Annotated in this window: 13 protein-coding genes; 5 read left to right on the top strand and 8 right to left on the bottom strand. The window is 42.6% G+C overall.

Features of this window, described 5'->3' with window-relative positions; genetic code table 11:
- The first annotated feature begins 63 nt into the window (after window positions 1-63).
- Both K5Q73_RS16180 and K5Q73_RS16175 read left to right on the top strand, forming a co-directional pair.
- Window positions 64-2,397 carry a marine proteobacterial sortase target protein gene (locus K5Q73_RS16180; protein ID WP_374706868.1) on the top strand — a complete coding sequence of 778 codons (2,334 nt, stop codon included), beginning with the start codon at window positions 64-66 and terminating at the stop codon, window positions 2,395-2,397.
- Window positions 2,397-3,095 carry a class GN sortase gene (locus K5Q73_RS16175; protein WP_220761480.1) on the top strand — a complete coding sequence of 233 codons (699 nt, stop codon included), beginning with the start codon at window positions 2,397-2,399 and terminating at the stop codon, window positions 3,093-3,095. The genes K5Q73_RS16180 and K5Q73_RS16175 overlap by 1 nt, the downstream gene beginning before the upstream one ends.
- 168 nt (window positions 3,096-3,263) lie before the next feature.
- Here K5Q73_RS16175 and K5Q73_RS16170 read toward each other — a convergent pair whose 3' ends face one another.
- The 3 genes from K5Q73_RS16170 to K5Q73_RS16160 all read right to left on the bottom strand — a co-directional run bounded on the left by K5Q73_RS16170 (window position 3,264) and on the right by K5Q73_RS16160 (window position 6,327).
- Complete coding sequence (locus tag K5Q73_RS16170) at window positions 3,264-4,289, bottom strand: diguanylate cyclase domain-containing protein (protein WP_220761478.1); 1,026 nt, start codon at window positions 4,287-4,289, stop codon at window positions 3,264-3,266.
- A 427-nt stretch (window positions 4,290-4,716) separates the two neighbouring features.
- Entirely contained in the window at window positions 4,717-5,589 is an 873-nt protein-coding gene (locus tag K5Q73_RS16165) for a hypothetical protein (protein ID WP_220761476.1), read from the bottom strand.
- Window positions 5,590-5,955: 366 nt separating this feature from the next.
- Window positions 5,956-6,327, bottom strand: coding sequence for a diacylglycerol kinase (locus tag K5Q73_RS16160; protein WP_220761475.1), 372 nt, complete (start codon window positions 6,325-6,327; stop codon window positions 5,956-5,958).
- Between the two features lie 260 nt (window positions 6,328-6,587).
- Here K5Q73_RS16160 and K5Q73_RS16155 point away from each other — a divergent pair, with 260 nt between their 5' ends.
- On the top strand, window positions 6,588-7,487 hold the full coding sequence (locus K5Q73_RS16155; protein ID WP_220761473.1) for a DNA ligase: 900 nt from the start codon (window positions 6,588-6,590) through the stop codon (window positions 7,485-7,487).
- 86 nt (window positions 7,488-7,573) lie between these two features.
- On the opposite strand, the gene K5Q73_RS16150 is transcribed toward K5Q73_RS16155, so the two are convergent.
- Complete coding sequence (locus K5Q73_RS16150; RefSeq protein WP_220761471.1) at window positions 7,574-8,230, bottom strand: nitroreductase family protein; 657 nt, start codon at window positions 8,228-8,230, stop codon at window positions 7,574-7,576.
- 249 nt (window positions 8,231-8,479) lie between these two features.
- Between K5Q73_RS16150 and K5Q73_RS16145 the strand changes: the two genes are divergently transcribed.
- The gene (locus tag K5Q73_RS16145; RefSeq protein ID WP_220761469.1) at window positions 8,480-8,968 is read left to right on the top strand and encodes a low molecular weight protein-tyrosine-phosphatase; all 489 of its coding nucleotides are present in this window, start codon (window positions 8,480-8,482) and stop codon (window positions 8,966-8,968) included.
- Window positions 8,969-9,125: 157 nt separating this feature from the next.
- On the opposite strand, the gene ylqF is transcribed toward K5Q73_RS16145, so the two are convergent.
- Together ylqF and K5Q73_RS16135 are read right to left on the bottom strand one after the other, a co-directional pair.
- Window positions 9,126-10,064, bottom strand: a complete 939-nt coding sequence (gene ylqF / locus K5Q73_RS16140) for a ribosome biogenesis GTPase YlqF (protein WP_220761467.1) — start codon at window positions 10,062-10,064, stop codon at window positions 9,126-9,128.
- A gap of 117 nt (window positions 10,065-10,181) precedes the next feature.
- Window positions 10,182-11,021: an isopenicillin N synthase family oxygenase gene (locus K5Q73_RS16135; protein WP_220761465.1), complete on the bottom strand. Its 840-nt coding sequence runs from the start codon at window positions 11,019-11,021 to the stop codon at window positions 10,182-10,184.
- 492 nt (window positions 11,022-11,513) lie between these two features.
- On the opposite strand from K5Q73_RS16135, the gene K5Q73_RS16130 reads away from it, so the two are divergent.
- On the top strand, window positions 11,514-12,416 hold the full coding sequence (locus K5Q73_RS16130) for a bifunctional methionine sulfoxide reductase B/A protein (protein WP_220761463.1): 903 nt from the start codon (window positions 11,514-11,516) through the stop codon (window positions 12,414-12,416).
- Between the two features lie 107 nt (window positions 12,417-12,523).
- Here K5Q73_RS16130 and K5Q73_RS16125 read toward each other — a convergent pair whose 3' ends face one another.
- Both K5Q73_RS16125 and rne read right to left on the bottom strand, forming a co-directional pair.
- Window positions 12,524-14,083, bottom strand: coding sequence for a SulP family inorganic anion transporter (locus tag K5Q73_RS16125; RefSeq protein ID WP_220761461.1), 1,560 nt, complete (start codon window positions 14,081-14,083; stop codon window positions 12,524-12,526).
- 130 nt (window positions 14,084-14,213) lie between these two features.
- Window positions 14,214-17,417 carry a ribonuclease E gene (gene rne, locus K5Q73_RS16120; RefSeq protein WP_220761458.1) on the bottom strand — a complete coding sequence of 1,068 codons (3,204 nt, stop codon included), beginning with the start codon at window positions 17,415-17,417 and terminating at the stop codon, window positions 14,214-14,216.
- Window positions 17,418-17,693 lie beyond the last annotated feature (276 nt).

Here is a 17,693-nt window from a genome sequence, read left to right as displayed (position 1 = left end):
CAGATGACTACGTCTATATTAAAGCCAAGTCATCGCCAAGGAGGCCCCCGCTTGGGGGCTTTAATGGCAGCTAAAACCAATTTGAAACTGGCAATGGTGTCGATGTTTTGTTGGCTATTGCCAATGAGCGCGATAGCAATGCCATCGACTCAAGCCTCTAGCATTGATGCTGTTAAGCAAGGCAGCCTAGTATTTGAAAATCCCCAAGGCGAAATTGCTGTGTCACTACCGATGAAAACAGATGTCAGTATGCAGGTATCTGGTTGGATTAACCGAGTTACGGTTCGCCATGAGTTTAAAAATACCAGTACAGATTGGGTTAATGGTCAGTATCTATTTCCATTACCTAACGAGGCGGCTGTTGATCAGCTCAGGCTTCATATCGGTGACAGGGTTATTGAGGGGCAAATTCAGCCCAATGCCAAGGCAAAGGCAATATTTGAGCAGGCTAAATCTCAGGGGAGGAAAGCCAGCATACTTGAGCAGAAAAGGCCTAACATTTTTAGTGCGAAGGTCGCTAACCTTGCTCCGAACGAGTTACTAGTGGTGGAGCTTACCTATCAAGAAATCTTAGATTACCGAGATGGTGAGTTTAGCTTGCGATTCCCTATGGTTGTTGCACCAAGATATGCGCCTAAGGAGACAGACCCTGCTAAGTACAAAAGCAGCGTTCAGCAAAAAGAAGCCACTTACTTAAAAGGCAATCCAAAAGCCCTAAGTGATGAAATTGATAGCAGTGTTAAGCCTGCAGAATATGCCAAGTATCGCGTTCAAAAAAGCGATTATGCATTCGAACTTCATCAGCAGATCTCAGCTTTACAGCCAATAACTAATGGGGTCTTGATTGCTGAAGCTGCTTTTATCAATCAAGTGGCATTGAAGGTGAGTTTTGATGAAGCAATGCCAATTGAACACATTCGTAGTCCTTATCATCAGATCAGTGTGGATGTGGCCGAGAATGGTAGCGCTTATGTCAGCTTGAATGGTAATGCCATCGCCAATAAAGACTTTGTATTGAGCTGGAAACCGATTCAAGGCAATGAGCCGACGGCAGCGGTCTTTTCGCAAATAGGTAAAACCCACGACTTACAGGCAAGAGGAACTGAAGCATTAGCTGAGTCGCTAATTGCTAGAGATAAATATGCCTTGGTCATGCTAATGCCCCCGCAAGGTGCGAGTGAACAAGCTTCGCCTATTAACCGAGAGCTTATCTTAGTCATAGACACCTCAGGTTCGATGTCGGGCGACGCTATAGTTCAGGCTAAAACTGCACTTAAATATGCATTGGCAGGGCTTAGACCAACGGATAAGTTCAACATTTTGCAGTTTAACTCAACTGTCGAAAAATGGTCTGAAACCGCGATGCCTGCAACGGCGGTTAATCTTGGTCAGGCGCAAAACTATATCAATCGCCTTGAGGCCAATGGTGGCACCGAGATGTCGATAGCGCTAGATGCGGCCTTAAATATTGAAACGGCTATTGAGACAGCTATTGAGGCGGTAAGTGATGCTGAGGCTCAGACCGTGGCCGAATATGAAATTCAAAATAAACAGCAAGATACTAATTTATTACGTCAGGTGCTGTTTATCACCGATGGGGCCGTCTCCAATGAGTCTATGTTGTTTGAGCAGGTGGAAGCGCAATTAGGTGACAGTCGTTTGTTTACGATAGGGATAGGTTCGGCGCCCAATGCTCACTTTATGCAGAGGACTGCCCAGCTTGGGCGAGGAACTTATACTTTTATCGGCAAGCTCGATGAAGTAAAACAGAAAGTGGTGAAATTACTCGAGAAGATAGAAAAGCCTCAAGTAACAGATGTGGATCTTCGTTTTAGCGATGGCAGTGTGCCTGATTATTGGCCAGTGCGTATTCCGGACCTTTACGCTCATGAGCCGATACTGATTGCGGTAAAACTGCCGAGCTATGTTAGTCATGATCTATTAATCCAGGGGCGATTAGAGGGGCAGTTTTGGCAGCGTGGTTTATCGATAAGAGCAACAGAGCAAGCCAAAGGTTTAGATCTCGTGTGGGCACGTAAGCAGATAGCAGCTTTAGAGTTAAGTAAGCAGGCTGCTAATCGGGAGCGAGTTGAAAAGCAGATCACAGCAATAGCGTTGAACTTTCATATCATGAGTGCCTATACCAGTTTAGTCGCGGTGGATTTAACCCCATCAAAGCCTGAAAGTATCGAGGCAAAACCTGCAAAGGTGTTTCAACACCTGCCAAGCGGTTGGCAAGCTCTGTCATCATCGAAATCGTACATTTTGCCGCAAACCGGGACGAACAGTTATGTATTCATTGTTTTTGGTTCAGTGTTATTACTTCTCGCGGTTCTTTATCGGCTGTCTTTTTGTAGAGCGGCATTTAGTCGAGGCGCTTTCAAGGAGCTAGAGTAATGGCAAATATCCTTGATCAAGTCGTTAATTTAGATGATGCGCTGAGCTTTAAAAAACTCTGCAAAGGCTTTAATCGGTACTTCCCGTGGCTATTATGCGCGATGGGTATAGTGTTAATCATTCAAGGCGGTTATATGCAAGCAAAAGCACACTTTGCCCAGTTTCTAATTCAGCAAGCTTGGCAAAAAACTCTCGAAGATAGCCAGCCCCATAAACCTTGGTCATGGGCTGATACTCATCCAGTCGCTAAATTGGATTTTTTGCCTCACGCAGCGACTCAAGATGGTTCTGGTAGTCATTTATCCAGCCAAGAGGCGCTGGATGCACAAGATAGTGAGCGAGGCGATAGCCTTTATGTGTTATCAGGGGCCTCAGGCCGTAACTTGGCTTTTGGTCCGGCATTGATGTTGTCGAGCTCAGAATTTGATGATCAAGGTAATACGGTTATAGCAGGTCATAGAGATACGCACTTTGCTAGGCTTAATGGCATTAAAGTGGGTCAGTTGATAAAAGTTCAAAGCGTCTCTGGTAAACGTCGTCTGTATAGAGTGTTCGCAACCCAAGTTACTCATGAGTCTGATATGAGTGTGGCTCAAGATAGTAGCAGTAAGCAGCTAACCTTGGTTACTTGTTATCCGTTTGGCGCGAGCTTTGCTGGTGGGCCGCTACGTTTTGTTGTTAAAGCTGAGGCAATTTAGGCTATCGAGCCGTTTTATATAAAATGGCTCGATACTTTTGTGAGGCTATTAGGAGAGTGATTGTTTGCTAATAGTGCCACTATCTAAAATTGAACATGGTAACAACAGTGACGATGACAGTATCTAAATCTAGGTTTCAGCCTTGGTTAAAGCCTTATACATTTAAGGCTAACGTATTATCGGCATAACTCGATTGCGGCCAAGGTTTTTGGCTTGGTACAGCTGAGTATCGGCCCGATCTATTAACGCACCATGGGTGTCATCTATTTGAAATTCGGCGACCCCAAACGAAGCGCTGATGTTGTTAATCGTCTCGCCTTTACGCTTGTCTTTTAAGGTGAGTTTTTCCAAGCTACGGCGCATGGACTCAGCCAGTTGGCGAGCACGGCGTAACTGACTTTTTGGCACTATAAGAGCAAATTCTTCACCGCCAAACCGATATAACTTAGTACCGTCTTTACAGGCTTCAGAAAGGCGCTTGGTTACGGCTTTAAGTACTTGATCGCCAAGCTGATGGCCATAGGTGTCGTTAAAGACTTTAAAATGGTCGATATCGGCGATTATCAGGCAGAGGCCTTGTGGATGCTGCTCTAAAATGCCTTTTAGATCATGATCAAATGCACGGCGATTGAGTGAGCCGGTCAAAGCATCATAATGTATCTCATGTTCAGATTGCTTCAGTTGCTGCTTTAGAGCATCAATTTCAGATTGCGCTTTAGCCAATTGAGCAGAGAAATGTTGTGCGCTAAGCCGAATGTCATTGGAGTCCTGAACTAGAGTCTTGACGACGGTTAAAACTTCTTCGATGGTAAAGCCATCATTTTCAATCTTATTAAGCTTGTTGTAGTTGTTACTTATCTTGTTATGAAACTGGCTGGCATCAAGGTTGGTGTCTTTCAATGATTGTGAAAGCTCTGTCACCATAGCATCGAGATTAAGGCGCATATCGACGACATTAAGCGCGGCAGGATCGGATAAATACTCTTGATATAGTCGTTCACTTTGACTCGGTGGGCAAGTGCTATATTGGCTGACTATCTCGTCTAAGTGTTGGTTAAGCTTTGGACTTTTCTCACCGACATAAGCATACCAAAGGGCATAGTTGGTTGGTGTTGTCGGGATCTGGTGTTTTAGCATCAAAGGAATGGCTTTTTTTAACTTTGTAGCCGACTCCCTTAGCAGTGGATTAACCATGATGGTGCCTTATTGCCTAAGAGTTTTTTAATATTTTTATCTGCGAACAATGAGTTGAGACACCATTGTGCATTTATTGCATTCTAATACGTTTTTGCTCGCTACAAAACTCGGATATTTAATATATTACAATAAAATAGCTTATCATAATGAGAACTATGCTCTATGAGCTCGCTGCTATGCTAAGTGGCAGTTTGTAGGTAGGGTTCAGTCCTTGAACCTCAACAACGATATCTGATGTTGTTAATGGTTTATAGAGCAAGTTTGCAATATAAAGATAAGTCTTGAGAAGTTTGACGGTCTAACACAAAAAGAGTCTTTTTATATTTAGGCTGTTACTGTTTTTATCACAGGTTCTTTATACGAATTTAACTTCGTTGAACTCTTAAATACGCTTAATTAGAGTCAAGGCTTGTAAATCAGCAGCTTAAAACTGATAGCTTACCGAAAGCATCGGACCTATAAAGCTATAGTAGATGTTGTAATCGGCAATCTTAATGTCCGCAGCAGTAATGGTCGATTCATATTCAACATCAACTTCATAGTAGTTAAAGGCCGCGGTCATATGCCAGTTTTCGCTAATTGCCGCTTCAACGCCCATCCTCACATCGACTAAACCACCTTTTAGATCGTCTAGTTTTATATAGAAATATTGCGCATGAGCATTAAATTTGAAGCCTGGGTAGAACTCATAGGAACCGTACACACCAATATCAGGCAGTGGAGCGGTGAGCTTTTCGTCAACAACTTTTGGAATTTCAATGGTGTCAGGGCAGCGAGTTTCGGTTTCTATTTCACAGATCCCTATGTTTCCCTTAAATGCTGTTTTAATAAACATGGCATGTAGGCCAACGGATAGGCCTACATCATAGTTATGGCCTTGCCATATATCGTAGCCATAGCCAATGCGCATGATATCGATATTGAGAGTGCTATCTAAGGCGATGCCTGACTTAATATCGTATGTGGTGTTATCCCAAGTAAATTGAAACGGTTTTTCAACCGACTGCACTTGGGCATTGCGATGGAGTTGTTTCCAATCAACATAGAGAGTGTGACGGTCGTTAAAGTGATGGGAAAATTCGAAAAATGGTAAAAATTGAGATTCTTCTAACTTAAGATCTGTCTCGAAATCGAGAGTGAAGTCATTGCCTAAAATGGGATCATTTACATCTATGGTGGAGTCCGTGTTGGCATAAAAACCACCGATACGGATAACAGTGCTGTTATCCGCGAAAGTTACCGGACTTGCGACTAAAGCCATCGTTGCGGCGCTACGAATGATGAAACTTTTAAGCATTAAAAGTGACTCCGTGTATCTTATTTTTATTAGCACTAAATAAGATAGTGCTTTTATTATTTGGCTTCTAGCATAGCAGGATCCTTATAGATGTGAATAAATTGTTTCAAAAAATGTATGAATTATTTGATCTAGTGCAATTGAAATGTAGTTAACGCTGAGTGGATTAACTTGATACTCGTAAATGATGAGAAAACTTAAGAGGGAAACGAGAGTGCAATTGCTGCTAAAACAAGTGATGTAGATAGAGAATGTTAAAAGGGATTAGAGAAAATAGCCATTAGCTCTAATAAAGTGATTAGAAAGAGATGAACGACAAAGCGCTAAAATAGATTAGCGCTAATGGTTTATGGGGAATGGAGAGTGTTAAAACAGCTTAGGCAGAAGAATGACAGCCCAAGTTAAGCCGCAAAAAGCAAGGCCCATGAAAACGGCAGCAGAAGCAATATCTTTAGCTTGACCACTGAGAGGGTGGTACTCATCGCTAATTCTATCGACAACGGCTTCAATCGCTGAATTAAGCAGCTCAACAATCAACACTACAAATAGCCCTAAGATAAGTAAAACTCGCTCAACAGTAGTGACGTCTAGTAATAGCGCAATAGGGAGCATGATTGCCGCTAATATCAACTCCTGCCTAAAGGCTGCCTCGTGTTGCCACGCCAATTTAAGCCCTTGCATTGAAAAGCCGGTTGCTCTGATCACGCGTTTGATGCCATGGTTGTTAGCAGGTTTCATAGTGTTCCGTCGTGTGCGAAAGCCTCTTGAACAATTGTCCTTGTGGCTGAAGAGTAAAAATTTTAACGCAGTATAACATGTTCCATTTTTGAGTTAATTGAAAAAGCCAGTTTATAAGGGTCGGTGTTAAACCGAACAAAGTTAGATAGCTATAGGATTTGGCTAGATAGGATAAATCAGTCTAGTCTTAATCTTAGCAAGAAATGTAAGCAATAAGATGTGCCGCACAGGATGTGCAGACAAACGCAAGGAGCAGCATAATGTTAGTAATTCGATTTACCACTTCTTTTCTTTGGTTGCTTTTAGCCTGCCTTTGCATCGGCGGCTATAGCTATGCCAACGACATCGAACTACCCACTTCAACTAAACCAGACATTAAAACTGTAAATAAACCTGATATTCAACTTGCAACAGCATTCGACAAGTCTGTAGCGGATATAACGCAATACTTAGTAAGCGAAAAGCTCGATGGTGTTAGGGGCTATTGGGATGGCAAAGAGATGTACAGCCGTTCAGGCCGTAAAATTTTATTACCCGATTGGTTTATTGAGGATTTTCCTGATTATCCATTAGATGGTGAGTTATGGATTAAACGAGGGGCATTTGAGCAAGTATCGTCAATTGTTAGAAAGAGCAAGGTAAGTGATAAAGAGTGGGCAAGAGTGAAGTTTATGGTTTTTGATTTACCTACTGAGTCGAGTGGTTTTGAATTGCGTTACCAAAAGGCTGTAAAAGAATTAGCTAACATTAGCCCATATTTAAAGGTGATTGAACAGAATTATCTAGCTAGTTTTCAGGCGTTAGAAACAGAGTTACAGGAGGTCATTGCAAAAAATGGCGAAGGACTCATGCTTCATAAAAAAAATGCTTTTTATAAATCCGGACGCAGTAAAGATATAGTCAAGCTAAAACCTTTCTATGATGCTGAAGCGAAAGTGATTGGTTATTCACCAGGTAAGGGGCGTTTTAGTGGAATGATGGGAGCCTTGGTGGTTAAAAATCAACAAGGGATCACCTTTAACTTAGGCACTGGGTTTACCAAAGAGCAAAGGCAGAGTCCGCCACAGATTGGTAGCTTAGTGACTTATAAGTACTACGGGCTAACGCAAAAAGGTACGCCAAGATTCGCGAGTTTTTTAAGGGTGAGACATGCTAAGTAGCTGGGATTGAGGTCTAAGAAAAGGTTCGAGGAATAAGACCTCAAACCTTTAATTTATTTAGCTATTAACTATATTCGTTAACAGGCTTAAAGGACTTGAACAATATCTTTCATTGCTAGACGCGACTTAGGGAGTGGCGCATTATAATCTTGTTCAGAATCATGGTAACCCATGGCTAAAGCGACATCACATTGGTAACCACCAAGCTCTTCTTTAAAGATCTCACCAATTAACTCATTATCAACACCTTCCATTGTGGTGGAGTCGATACCTAAGCGAGCCAATGTATGTAGTGTATTACCTAGGGCTAAATAGGCCTGAGACTTGGTCCAAGCCGCATTATTACCTGTTTCATCAGTATTTAGCTCGACAAAAGCAAAAGCGCCAAATGCTTGCTCTCTATCTTCTATTCCCATACGGCCATCGGCAATGCCTTTATCAATAACTTTTGCGTAATCTTCACGAGTATATTGAGGATTGTGGGCGAAGAGTACGATATGCGATGCAGCCTTAATATGAGGCTGATTAAATTGAAACTTGTTAGCAAACGTATCATGCATACGCTGCTTTGCTTCGTCGCTTTCAATTACAATGAACTTCCATGGTTGTGAATTGATAGAAGAAGCCGAAAGGTTCATTGCTTGATAAATAACATCAAGATCTGCTTGAGGAATACGCTTAGACGCATCATAGCGCTTTGTTGTATAACGGCTTTGAAGATCAGCAATAATAGGGTGAGTCATATATGTATCCTAGTGCAAGAAAGTGAAGCAAAATTAAGTTGCGGCTATCCTACATCTAACTGGACTATTGAAATACAGTGTTTTAGTTGAATGATTATCAAGTTTTTATTGATAATCAAATTACCCCCTGTAGCTATGGATAGCTTTGATTAATCCTCAAGTGCCAAGCGGGGGCATTTTATCATTTTGACAGGTTTACGCGGATTGAACTTTTATCTGCTGATATTTAGACATTATTAAGGTTTTAATATGAAACAAGTTTCCTCTGTTCTATTTGTATGTATGGGCAACATTTGTCGTTCGCCTTCTGCTGAGGCGATGTTTAGATTAAAAGCGCGAGAAGCCAAGTTAGAAATTAACATAGACTCGGCAGGGACGATTGCTTATCACCAAGGGCATTCACCAGATAAGCGTTCGATAACTGCAGGAGTTAAGCGAGGCTTAAGCTTTGATGGCATGCGAGCTAGGCAAGTCTTATCGAGTGATTTTAGTGACTTTGATTTAATTCTGGCTGCGGATAAGCAGAATCTGCAGGATTTAAAGCGAATTTGTTCTGCGCAGTATCAATCAAAACTTGCGCTAATTTTGGACTTTTGTAAATTTGAAAGTGATCAGGCAGTGTACACAGAAGTGCCAGATCCATATTATGGTGCAGGCGATGGTTTTGAGCTGGTGTTAGATTTGCTTGAGAATAGTTGCAGTCAATTAGTGCGGCAGATCCAAAGAGGTAGTATTTAGTTTACTAATGCTGGTGGAGTCATCAAATAGTCATTACCGGTACTGGTAATAAGCATTTTCTTGGATAATTGTTAGTTAGCTTGAATTAGTCCTGTCGCGTTAAAACAAAAAAGCGCTAATTAGCGCTTTTTTGTTCGAAAAACTAGTGAGCCAAGTCTTAGCTTAAACGCTTACCAGAACGCTTTAAGCGTTCTTGTTCTTTACGGGCGTCTTCTTTTGCTTGTTTCTCGGCTAGTAATTTAGCCACTTCTTCTTTCTCAATTTCAGCCATTTCCGGCGTCTCAAGCGACAATTGGCCAATTCGGCCTGCTCGGAAGTCATGTAGTAATACTTCTGATGCTTTATGTAGATCAATTCTTCCACCAGGGCGAAGTGCGCCGCGGTTACGGCCAATCGCTTCTAGTAGCTCAATGTCTGTATCTGGCATCTGCTTGATTTTGTAACGCTCGGCAATCGCTTCTGGGTAAGCAGTAAGGAAGTACTCTGCTGCAAACATGGCAACATCTTCATACTCCATAGCAGTATCTTTAATCGCGCCAGTTACTGCTAGACGGTAACTACTTTTTTCATTATCAACTTTAGGCCATAAAATACCAGGAGTGTCAGAAAGTACGATACCGTTGCGTAAATTGATGCGCTGCTGAGTTTTGGTTACCGCAGGCTCGTTACCCGTTTTAGCAATCATTCGACCCGCGAGTGTATTGATAATGGTAGATTTACCCACGTTTGGGATCCCCATAATCATAGTGCGGATATCTTTTTCGATTTTGTCGCGGCTTGGTACAAACTTACGACATAAGTCAGGGATCTTTTTAACCTGAGAAGCCTGCAAGGTGGTAATTGCCATCGCCTTTACGCCTTGCTCTCGCTCAAGATATTCAATCCATCTTTGGGTAGTTTCGGGATCGGCTAAGTCGGACTTGTTGAGTAGTTTAATACATGGCTTATCACCACGTAGTGTTTGCACCATAGGGTTTTCACTACTATAAGGGATCCTTGCATCAAGCACTTCGATCACTAAATCGACTTGAGGCATTACCTCTTCGATCTCTTTTCGTGCTTTGTGCATGTGTCCTGGATACCACTGAATTGCCATGTGTGCGCTCTACTATCAAATTACTAAATTAAGGGGATTTTACCTTGTTCTGCTTAAGTTTAACAAACAAAAAGCGCCCTAAGGCGCTTATTGCACTCTTATTGAGTGCTAATGAGGCTAAATTACCCCTAATTCTCTTAAACGTTCCATCAGGTAGCTGTCGGCAGTGTATTTATCTGACAATTTGACCTCAGGGTTTGGGTGTAAGAAAAGCGGTAGCGATAAGCGTGACTTTGTCTTATCCATACCTTCAGGGTTAATGACGCGGTGACTCGTCGATGGGAAGTAACCGCCAGAAGCTTCTTGCAACATATCGCCGATGTTGATGATCAGATTGCCAAAATCACTAGGGACATCTATCCAGCTGCCATCTTTTAATTGTACCTGTAATCCGGGCTCATTTGCGGCGGGTAGTACAGTCAAAAGGTTGATATCTTCATGAGCCGCGGCCCGAATTGCACCGAAATCTTCGTCACCTGACATTGGGGGGTAATGCAGTACACGAAGGAGAGTTCGCTGACTATCTTCAATCATTTTGGGTAGTGCGATTGAAAATTTCTGCTTTACATCAATTGGCGAATAAGTTTCAACCCATTGTAGTAACTCAGAAGCTAATGAATTTGCATTATCATAATACTTTAAAATATTGGCTTTTAACGATTCAGGAATACGCCCCCAAGGGTAAACATGGAAGTATTCTTTGATGTCTTTTACGCTATGGCCTTTTGCTGTTTCTGAGATCTCTGCAGGGAAGAAGCCGTCTTGTGTTTCAGGGTTAAACAGGAACGCTCGCTTTTCTTCAGTATTAAAGAATGCGTGCCACTCATGATAGATGGTTTCAACTAGCTCTTGGTCGATAGGGTGGTTAGTTAGTACTCCAAAGCCTGTTTCACGTAGTGAAGACACAAATTTTTCAGCAGCATCGGTGGCTCGATAATCGATTGTTTCTAATGTCATGTTAATTCTTCTTATTATTAAACCCACGGCAAGTTTAACGATCAGTAACAGGTGAATCAAACGTGAGTGAGCTAGATCACGCTTCTGATTGTTTCTGCAAATGAATAGTCCGATTTTAAAAGGGAATAACTGGCTAGTAATTAGCTGGTTAATTGGCAACATTCGTAAAGAAAAAATCAATAAAATTTTTAAGCTCACTTAGTGACTCTTCTTAGTAACACTGGCTTTTTGAAACAAGCTTTTAGAAATAGGCTTATTGAAAAAGGGCTAGTGCAATAGGGGGTATATTACCTTTACGTTTAAGCTATGACGTTTTGCTTTGAAATAGACAGGACTTAAACAGGTCAATGACATCGATAAGGGATAGAATTAACTTAATCTAGAAAGCTTTTGTGAACGTATCGGGTCTACTAAGTCGTATTAGCAGTTAACGGTTTGCTAAGCATTGATTGATATTAAAAATTTAGTTGTAGCCAGCGTAGAGAGGGAGATATGCGAGAACTAAGTGAATTTGAAAAGCATGTGATTGAAGATAAAGGCACTGAGAGGCCTTTTAGTGGCGAATATAATCAACACGATGCTCAAGGCCTATATTGCTGCAAGAAGTGTGATGCCCCTTTATATCGCTCGGAGAGTAAGTTTAATGCTCATTGCGGTTGGCCTGCATTTGATGATGAGATTGAAGGCGCAATTAAACGCAATATAGATGCAGATGGTAGACGAGTCGAAATTGTTTGTAGTCAATGTGAAGGCCATCTAGGCCATGTGTTTGAAGGTGAGCTGTTAACACCCAAAAACATTAGGCACTGTGTCAATTCAGTTTCAATGACCTTCAAGCCTATAAAGCAAGAGTCAATTGAGACTAAACTTGAGTTGGCAACCTTTGGTGGTGGCTGTTTCTGGTGCATTGAAGCGGTTTTCTCGGCAATTAAAGGTGTCAATAAGGTAACTTCTGGCTATGCCGGCGGAGATCCTCAAGACGCTAATTATAAAGCTGTATGCAGTGGTAATACTAACCATGCTGAAGTGGTGCAAATTGAGTACGATCCTGAGCAAGTCAGTTTTGAGAGTTTATTAGAGATCTTTTGGGTTAGTCATGATCCAACAACACTTAATCGACAGGGCAATGATAGGGGCCCTCAGTATCGCTCGGTGATTTTTATTCATAACGAGCAACAAGCCTTAACAGCTAATATGATGATTGATGACTTAACAAGAGTCGCAGCTTGGCCTGATCCAATAGTGACCCAAGTGGTTGCTTATGATGGCTTCTTTGCGGCCGAGAATTATCACAATGATTACTTTGAGTTAAACGGAGAGCAACCTTATTGTCAGATGGTGGTGAAACCTAAGGTCGATAAGGTAAAAGCCTTGTTTGCGGATAAATTGAAGTAACTGATTTCACTTTAATACCCATTTATCTATAGTCAAAGCAATAAAAAAGACGGGCATGCCCGTCTTTTTTGCTTGTGTTTGTTGCGATGGCGGTAGCCTGAACCGATTTACGAGTCTAGTTTATCGTCAGCAACTTTATAGTGCGGATCTTCAATCAAGTTAACCTCGACTAAGTCACCTGCTTTAGCCAGTAGCTCTTTACAGTCATTACTAAGGTGACGTAAATGCAGGCGCTTACCGCTTCCTACATAACGTTCAGCTAGGGTGTCGATAGCATCAAGAGCGGAGTGATCACACACTCGCGAGTTTTGGAAATCGACAATCACATCTTGAGGATCACCCTTAGCATCAAATAACTCTAAAAATTCAGCCACAGAACCAAAGAATAGCGGACCGTTTAGTTTATATACTTTCCAGCCATTCTGATCTTCACTGACTTCTACGTTGATGTGTTTTGCATGTTCCCAAGCGAAAACCAAAGCAGAAACGATAACACCCACAAATACTGCAAATGCAAGATCGGTAAATACGGTCACAATCGTCACTAGCACGATAACGAATGCATCGTGCTTAGGTACTTTGCGCATCACTTTAAAGCTGGCCCACTCGAATGTACCCAGTACGACCATAAACATCACACCAACAAGAGCTGCTAATGGGATCATTTCGATAAATGCTGAACCGAACAAGATGAAAGCCAGTAGAGCAAGTGCAGCTGTAATGCCAGATAAACGACCACGGCCACCCGAATTGATGTTGATCATAGACTGACCAATCATGGCACAACCACCCATAGCGCCAAAGAAACCGCTGGTAATGTTACCCACGCCTTGACCGATACATTCTTTGTTACCACGACCACGAGTACCGGTCATTTCATCGATAACCGTTAATGTTAGTAACGATTCAATAAGGCCTACAGCGGCTAGGATTAGCGAGTAAGGAAGAATGATGTAAAGGGTCTCTAAACTGAACTCAACTGCAGGAATAGAGAAAGTTGGTAGGCTACCTGCAATCGTTGCATTGTCATTACCACTCATAGACTTTAGAAAATCGAGTACGGTACGAGTATCTAGATTAAAGAAAGTCACCAGTAGTGTAACCGTCAAAATGGCGGCCAATGAAGATGGAATTGCAGTCGTCAATTTTGGCAAAAACTGAATAATAGCCATTGTTAAGGCAACAAGCCCTAACATGAGAATGAGTTGGTTTTGAGGTAACCAAGTCATCACCCCATTAGCGTCTGGTGTTTGAAATTGTCCTAGCTGAGCAAGGAAAATGACAATAGCTAAACCGTTCACAAATCCTATCATTACAGGGTAGGGAACGATTCGAATAAATTTTCCAAGTTTAAAGATACCGGCAGAGACCTGAATTAAACCTGCAAGTACCACAGCGGCAAATAAGTATTGCACACCATGTTCAGCAACAAGGGCTACCATAACAACGGCCATTGCACCTGTAGCACCAGAGATCATGCCTGGGCGTCCACCAATTAATGCGGTGATAAGACCCATAATAAATGCAGCGTATAAGCCAACCATTGGCTCTACGCCAGCAACAAATGCAAAAGCAACTGCTTCAGGAACCAATGCTAGGGCTACGGTAAGACCGGAAAGTAAGTCAGCTCTGTGGCTGGCTGTTTTGTGACGAATAAGATCGAACATTTAGCCTCTGTTAAATATATGTTTTAGTAGTAATAATAATTTGCCGCGAATACTAACAAAATTACGGCAGTTTGAACATAAAAAAGCCATGCCCAGAGGCATGGCTTTTAGCTGTAACAGTTAACTTAAATTAAGTACGAACTGTTTCAGAGTTTGCAGAATTGGCCGTTCTAGGCTTTGCTGCTTCAGCGGTTGAAGCTTCATATTGACGACCAGTTGGCGTGGCAATATTTTCTCTGCTTTCAACAGTAGGCTTAGTCGTTTCAGACATGACCATTGAACCAAAACGGCTAGCTGGTTTAGCGGCAGGCTTAGCCTCTACAACGGCTTCAGGTGCTGCTACTGGCGTAGCTTCTACTGCTACGGCTGCTGGAGTAGGTTGAATCGCTGCAGGTTTTGCCATTGGCGCAGATGCAGATTTAGCAACTGGAGCTTCAGTTTTCACTTCAGTAGGCGCTGCAACTTTAGTTTCAACAACTGGCTCAGCTTTCACTTCAGCAGGCGCTGCAACTTTAGCTTCAACTTTAGCTTCAACAACAGGTTCAGCTTTCACTTCTACAGGCACTTCAACTTTAGTTTCAACAACTGGTTCGGCTTTCACTTCAATAGGTGCTGCAACTTTAGCTTCAACAGCAGGTTCGGCTTTCGCTTCAACAGGTGCTGCAACTTTAGCTTCAACAACAGGTTCAGCTTTTACTTCAACAGGTGCATCGGCTTTTGGCATTTGCACTGGTGCAACTTCAATCGGTTCAACAGCTGTTTCAGCAACAACTACTACCGGTGCTTGAGCTGGTGCAGCACTTTCAGCTGAGTTCTCAACTTCGTTAGGAACAAAAGCTGGTGCACTTGAGCCATCTTCGCCATTTTGCGAATCTTCATCACGACGACGACGCTGGCCAGCCGCTCTCAAGTGGCGAGGGCTACGACGACTTCTGCGTTGACCTTCACGAGGCTCACGTGCATTGTCTTCAGTTGCTACCGAATCTTCAGTGCTTTCAACTGCGTTGTGGTTTGTATCAACTTTAGTGTCAACGTTGGCTTCAACTTTAGTTTCAACAGCAACCTTTGGCGCTTCAACTGGAGCAGTAGTTGTACTTTCAGTACTTACCGCATCAATTTGCTCTACCGTTTCAGCTTCAACATTTTCCACTTTTGCCTTTGGCTTGCGTGGTTGACGCTTTGGCTTAGCAGGCTTGTCATCAGTCGATGGCTTAGCTTGTACAGGTGCTTCAGTCGCAGCAACCTCAGCCTTTAGCTCTTCTTGCTGTTCGTTGTTTACACGTACTTTACGACGCATGTTACGACGCTGACGGCGTTCACGTGCAGCTTCTTGCTTAGGCTGCTCGTTAGTTGGCGCGTCAGACTTTGTCTCTTTACGTGGTTTATCGTTACGTGGTTGACGCTTATTAGTCTCTTCAGATGTTGAACGAGAATCGTTATTTTCATTACGACTGTTTTTCGTTCTCTTTTCTTTAGACTGATCAGCATCATTGCGCGAATCATTACGGTTTTCGCTGCGATTGTCGTTGCGGTTGCGACGAGGATCATTACGGCGATTACTGTTACGGCGATTGTTGTTTCGCCCTTGATTACGGCTGTCTTTTTCTTGCTTTTTAGGTTCAGCTTTTGGCTCTTCTTTAGTGCCAAATAGAGAACTAATTGCAGCAGCGATTTTAGCGAAGAAACCAGGTTCTTCTTTCTTAGGAGCTGCAGCAGGCTTAGTTTCTTCTACTGGTGTCTTCTTTGGTGTAGAGAAACCTTTTAGTGCTGGCTGTGGTGCTGCTGCGCGTTCAAGCTTACGTGGCTCATATAGCTTAGCTTCTTCTTTTTCAAGCAGCTTGTAGCTTGATTCGCTGATTTCGTCATCTTTACGATGGCGTACAACGCGGTAATCCGGTGTTGTCATGTTTGGATCTGGAATGACATACACTTCAACGTTATGGCGTTTTTCAGTGATACGAATCGCTTTACGTTTTTCGTTTAATAGGAAAGCTGCAACGTCAACAGGAACAACCGCTTCAATTTGCGATGTGTTTTCTTTAATTGCTTCTTCTTCCATTAGACGAAGAATAGATAGTGCTAGCGACTCGGTACCACGAATAGTGCCTTGGCCGTGACAGCGAGGGCAAAGGTGAGCCGCAGACTCTTCTAGCGAAGGTCGTAGGCGTTGGCGTGACATTTCCATTAAACCAAAGCGTGAAATACGACCTAACTGTACGCGAGCACGGTCATGATGAACGGCGTCTTGCATACGTTTTTCAACTTCACGCTGGTGACGTACTGGCGTCATATCGATAAAGTCGATAACAACCAAACCACCTAGATCACGAAGACGTAATTGACGCGCAATCTCATCGGCAGCTTCTAGGTTAGTGTTTAGTGCAGTCTCTTCAATATCGCCGCCTTTTGTTGCGCGAGCAGAGTTAATATCGATAGAGGTTAATGCTTCTGTTGGGTCAATAACGATTGAACCGCCAGAAGGTAAGCGCACTTCACGTTGGAAAGCAGACTCAATTTGAGTTTCAATTTGGTAATGCGTGAATAGTGGCACTTCAGCATCGTAACGCTTAATACGCTCCACAAAATCAGGGCGAACAAGAGAAACGTGTTCTTTTGCTTGCTCATAAATGCGTGGGTGGTCAATCAAGATCTCGCCAACATCGCGACGTAAATAGTCACGGATTGCACGAACAATCACGTTACTTTCTTGATGGATTAAGAATGGCGCTGGTGCACTTTCAGCAGCTTCTTTAATCGCTGCCCAGTGATGTTGTAGAACTTTAAGATCCCACTTTAGCTCTGCAGGATCTTTACCTACACCAGCGGTACGAACGATAAGTCCCATACCTTGTGGCACTTCAAGCTCTGCTAGGGCTGCTTTAAGTTCTGTACGCTCATCACCTTCGATACGACGTGAAATACCGCCTGCACGAGGGTTGTTTGGCATCAAAACAAGGTAAGAACCTGCAAGACTGATAAAGGTAGTAAGGGCTGCGCCTTTATTGCCGCGCTCTTCTTTATCAATTTGAATAATTACTTCTTGGCCTTCTTTAACCACTTCCTTAATGTTAGGACGGCCTTGGAATGAGTAACCTTTAGGAAAGTATTCGCGTGCAATTTCTTTAAGAGGAAGGAAGCCGTGACGCTCAGCACCATAATCAACGAAAGCCGCTTCAAGAGACGGTTCTACTCGTGTGATTGTGCCTTTATAAATATTGGCTTTCTTTTGTTCATGACCTGGGCTTTCAATATCCAAATCATACAGTTGTTGCCCATCAACAAGGGCAACACGCAACTCTTCAGATTGAGTTGCATTGATTAACATCCGTTTCATGATGACTTAATTCTTCTTTATATGAAGGTCATCAAACGATACTTATTTCACTGCATTACGGGCCTAGGATTAAAAAACAAAACCTCACGGTCAGTCTCTAGGCAAGGTGCGCATTAACTGTTAGACGCATTCGCTGCGTGTCGCATCCTATTTATGGCTTATTTTTTTATGTTTACAAAAAACAAGGAATTCGTCGTTAAATGTCAACCAACCCCATAAATTCTTTAAGTACTTTCCAGTAATGCCAATTCGAAATGGTAGCGTCTGACGACGAGT

Source organism: Shewanella sp. MBTL60-112-B2, assembly GCF_019655055.1.
In the GTDB taxonomy this organism is placed as follows: domain Bacteria; phylum Pseudomonadota; class Gammaproteobacteria; order Enterobacterales; family Shewanellaceae; genus Shewanella.
The sequence above is the reverse complement of the archived record's forward strand: the minus strand, read 5'-3'. Positions and strand labels throughout refer to the sequence as shown.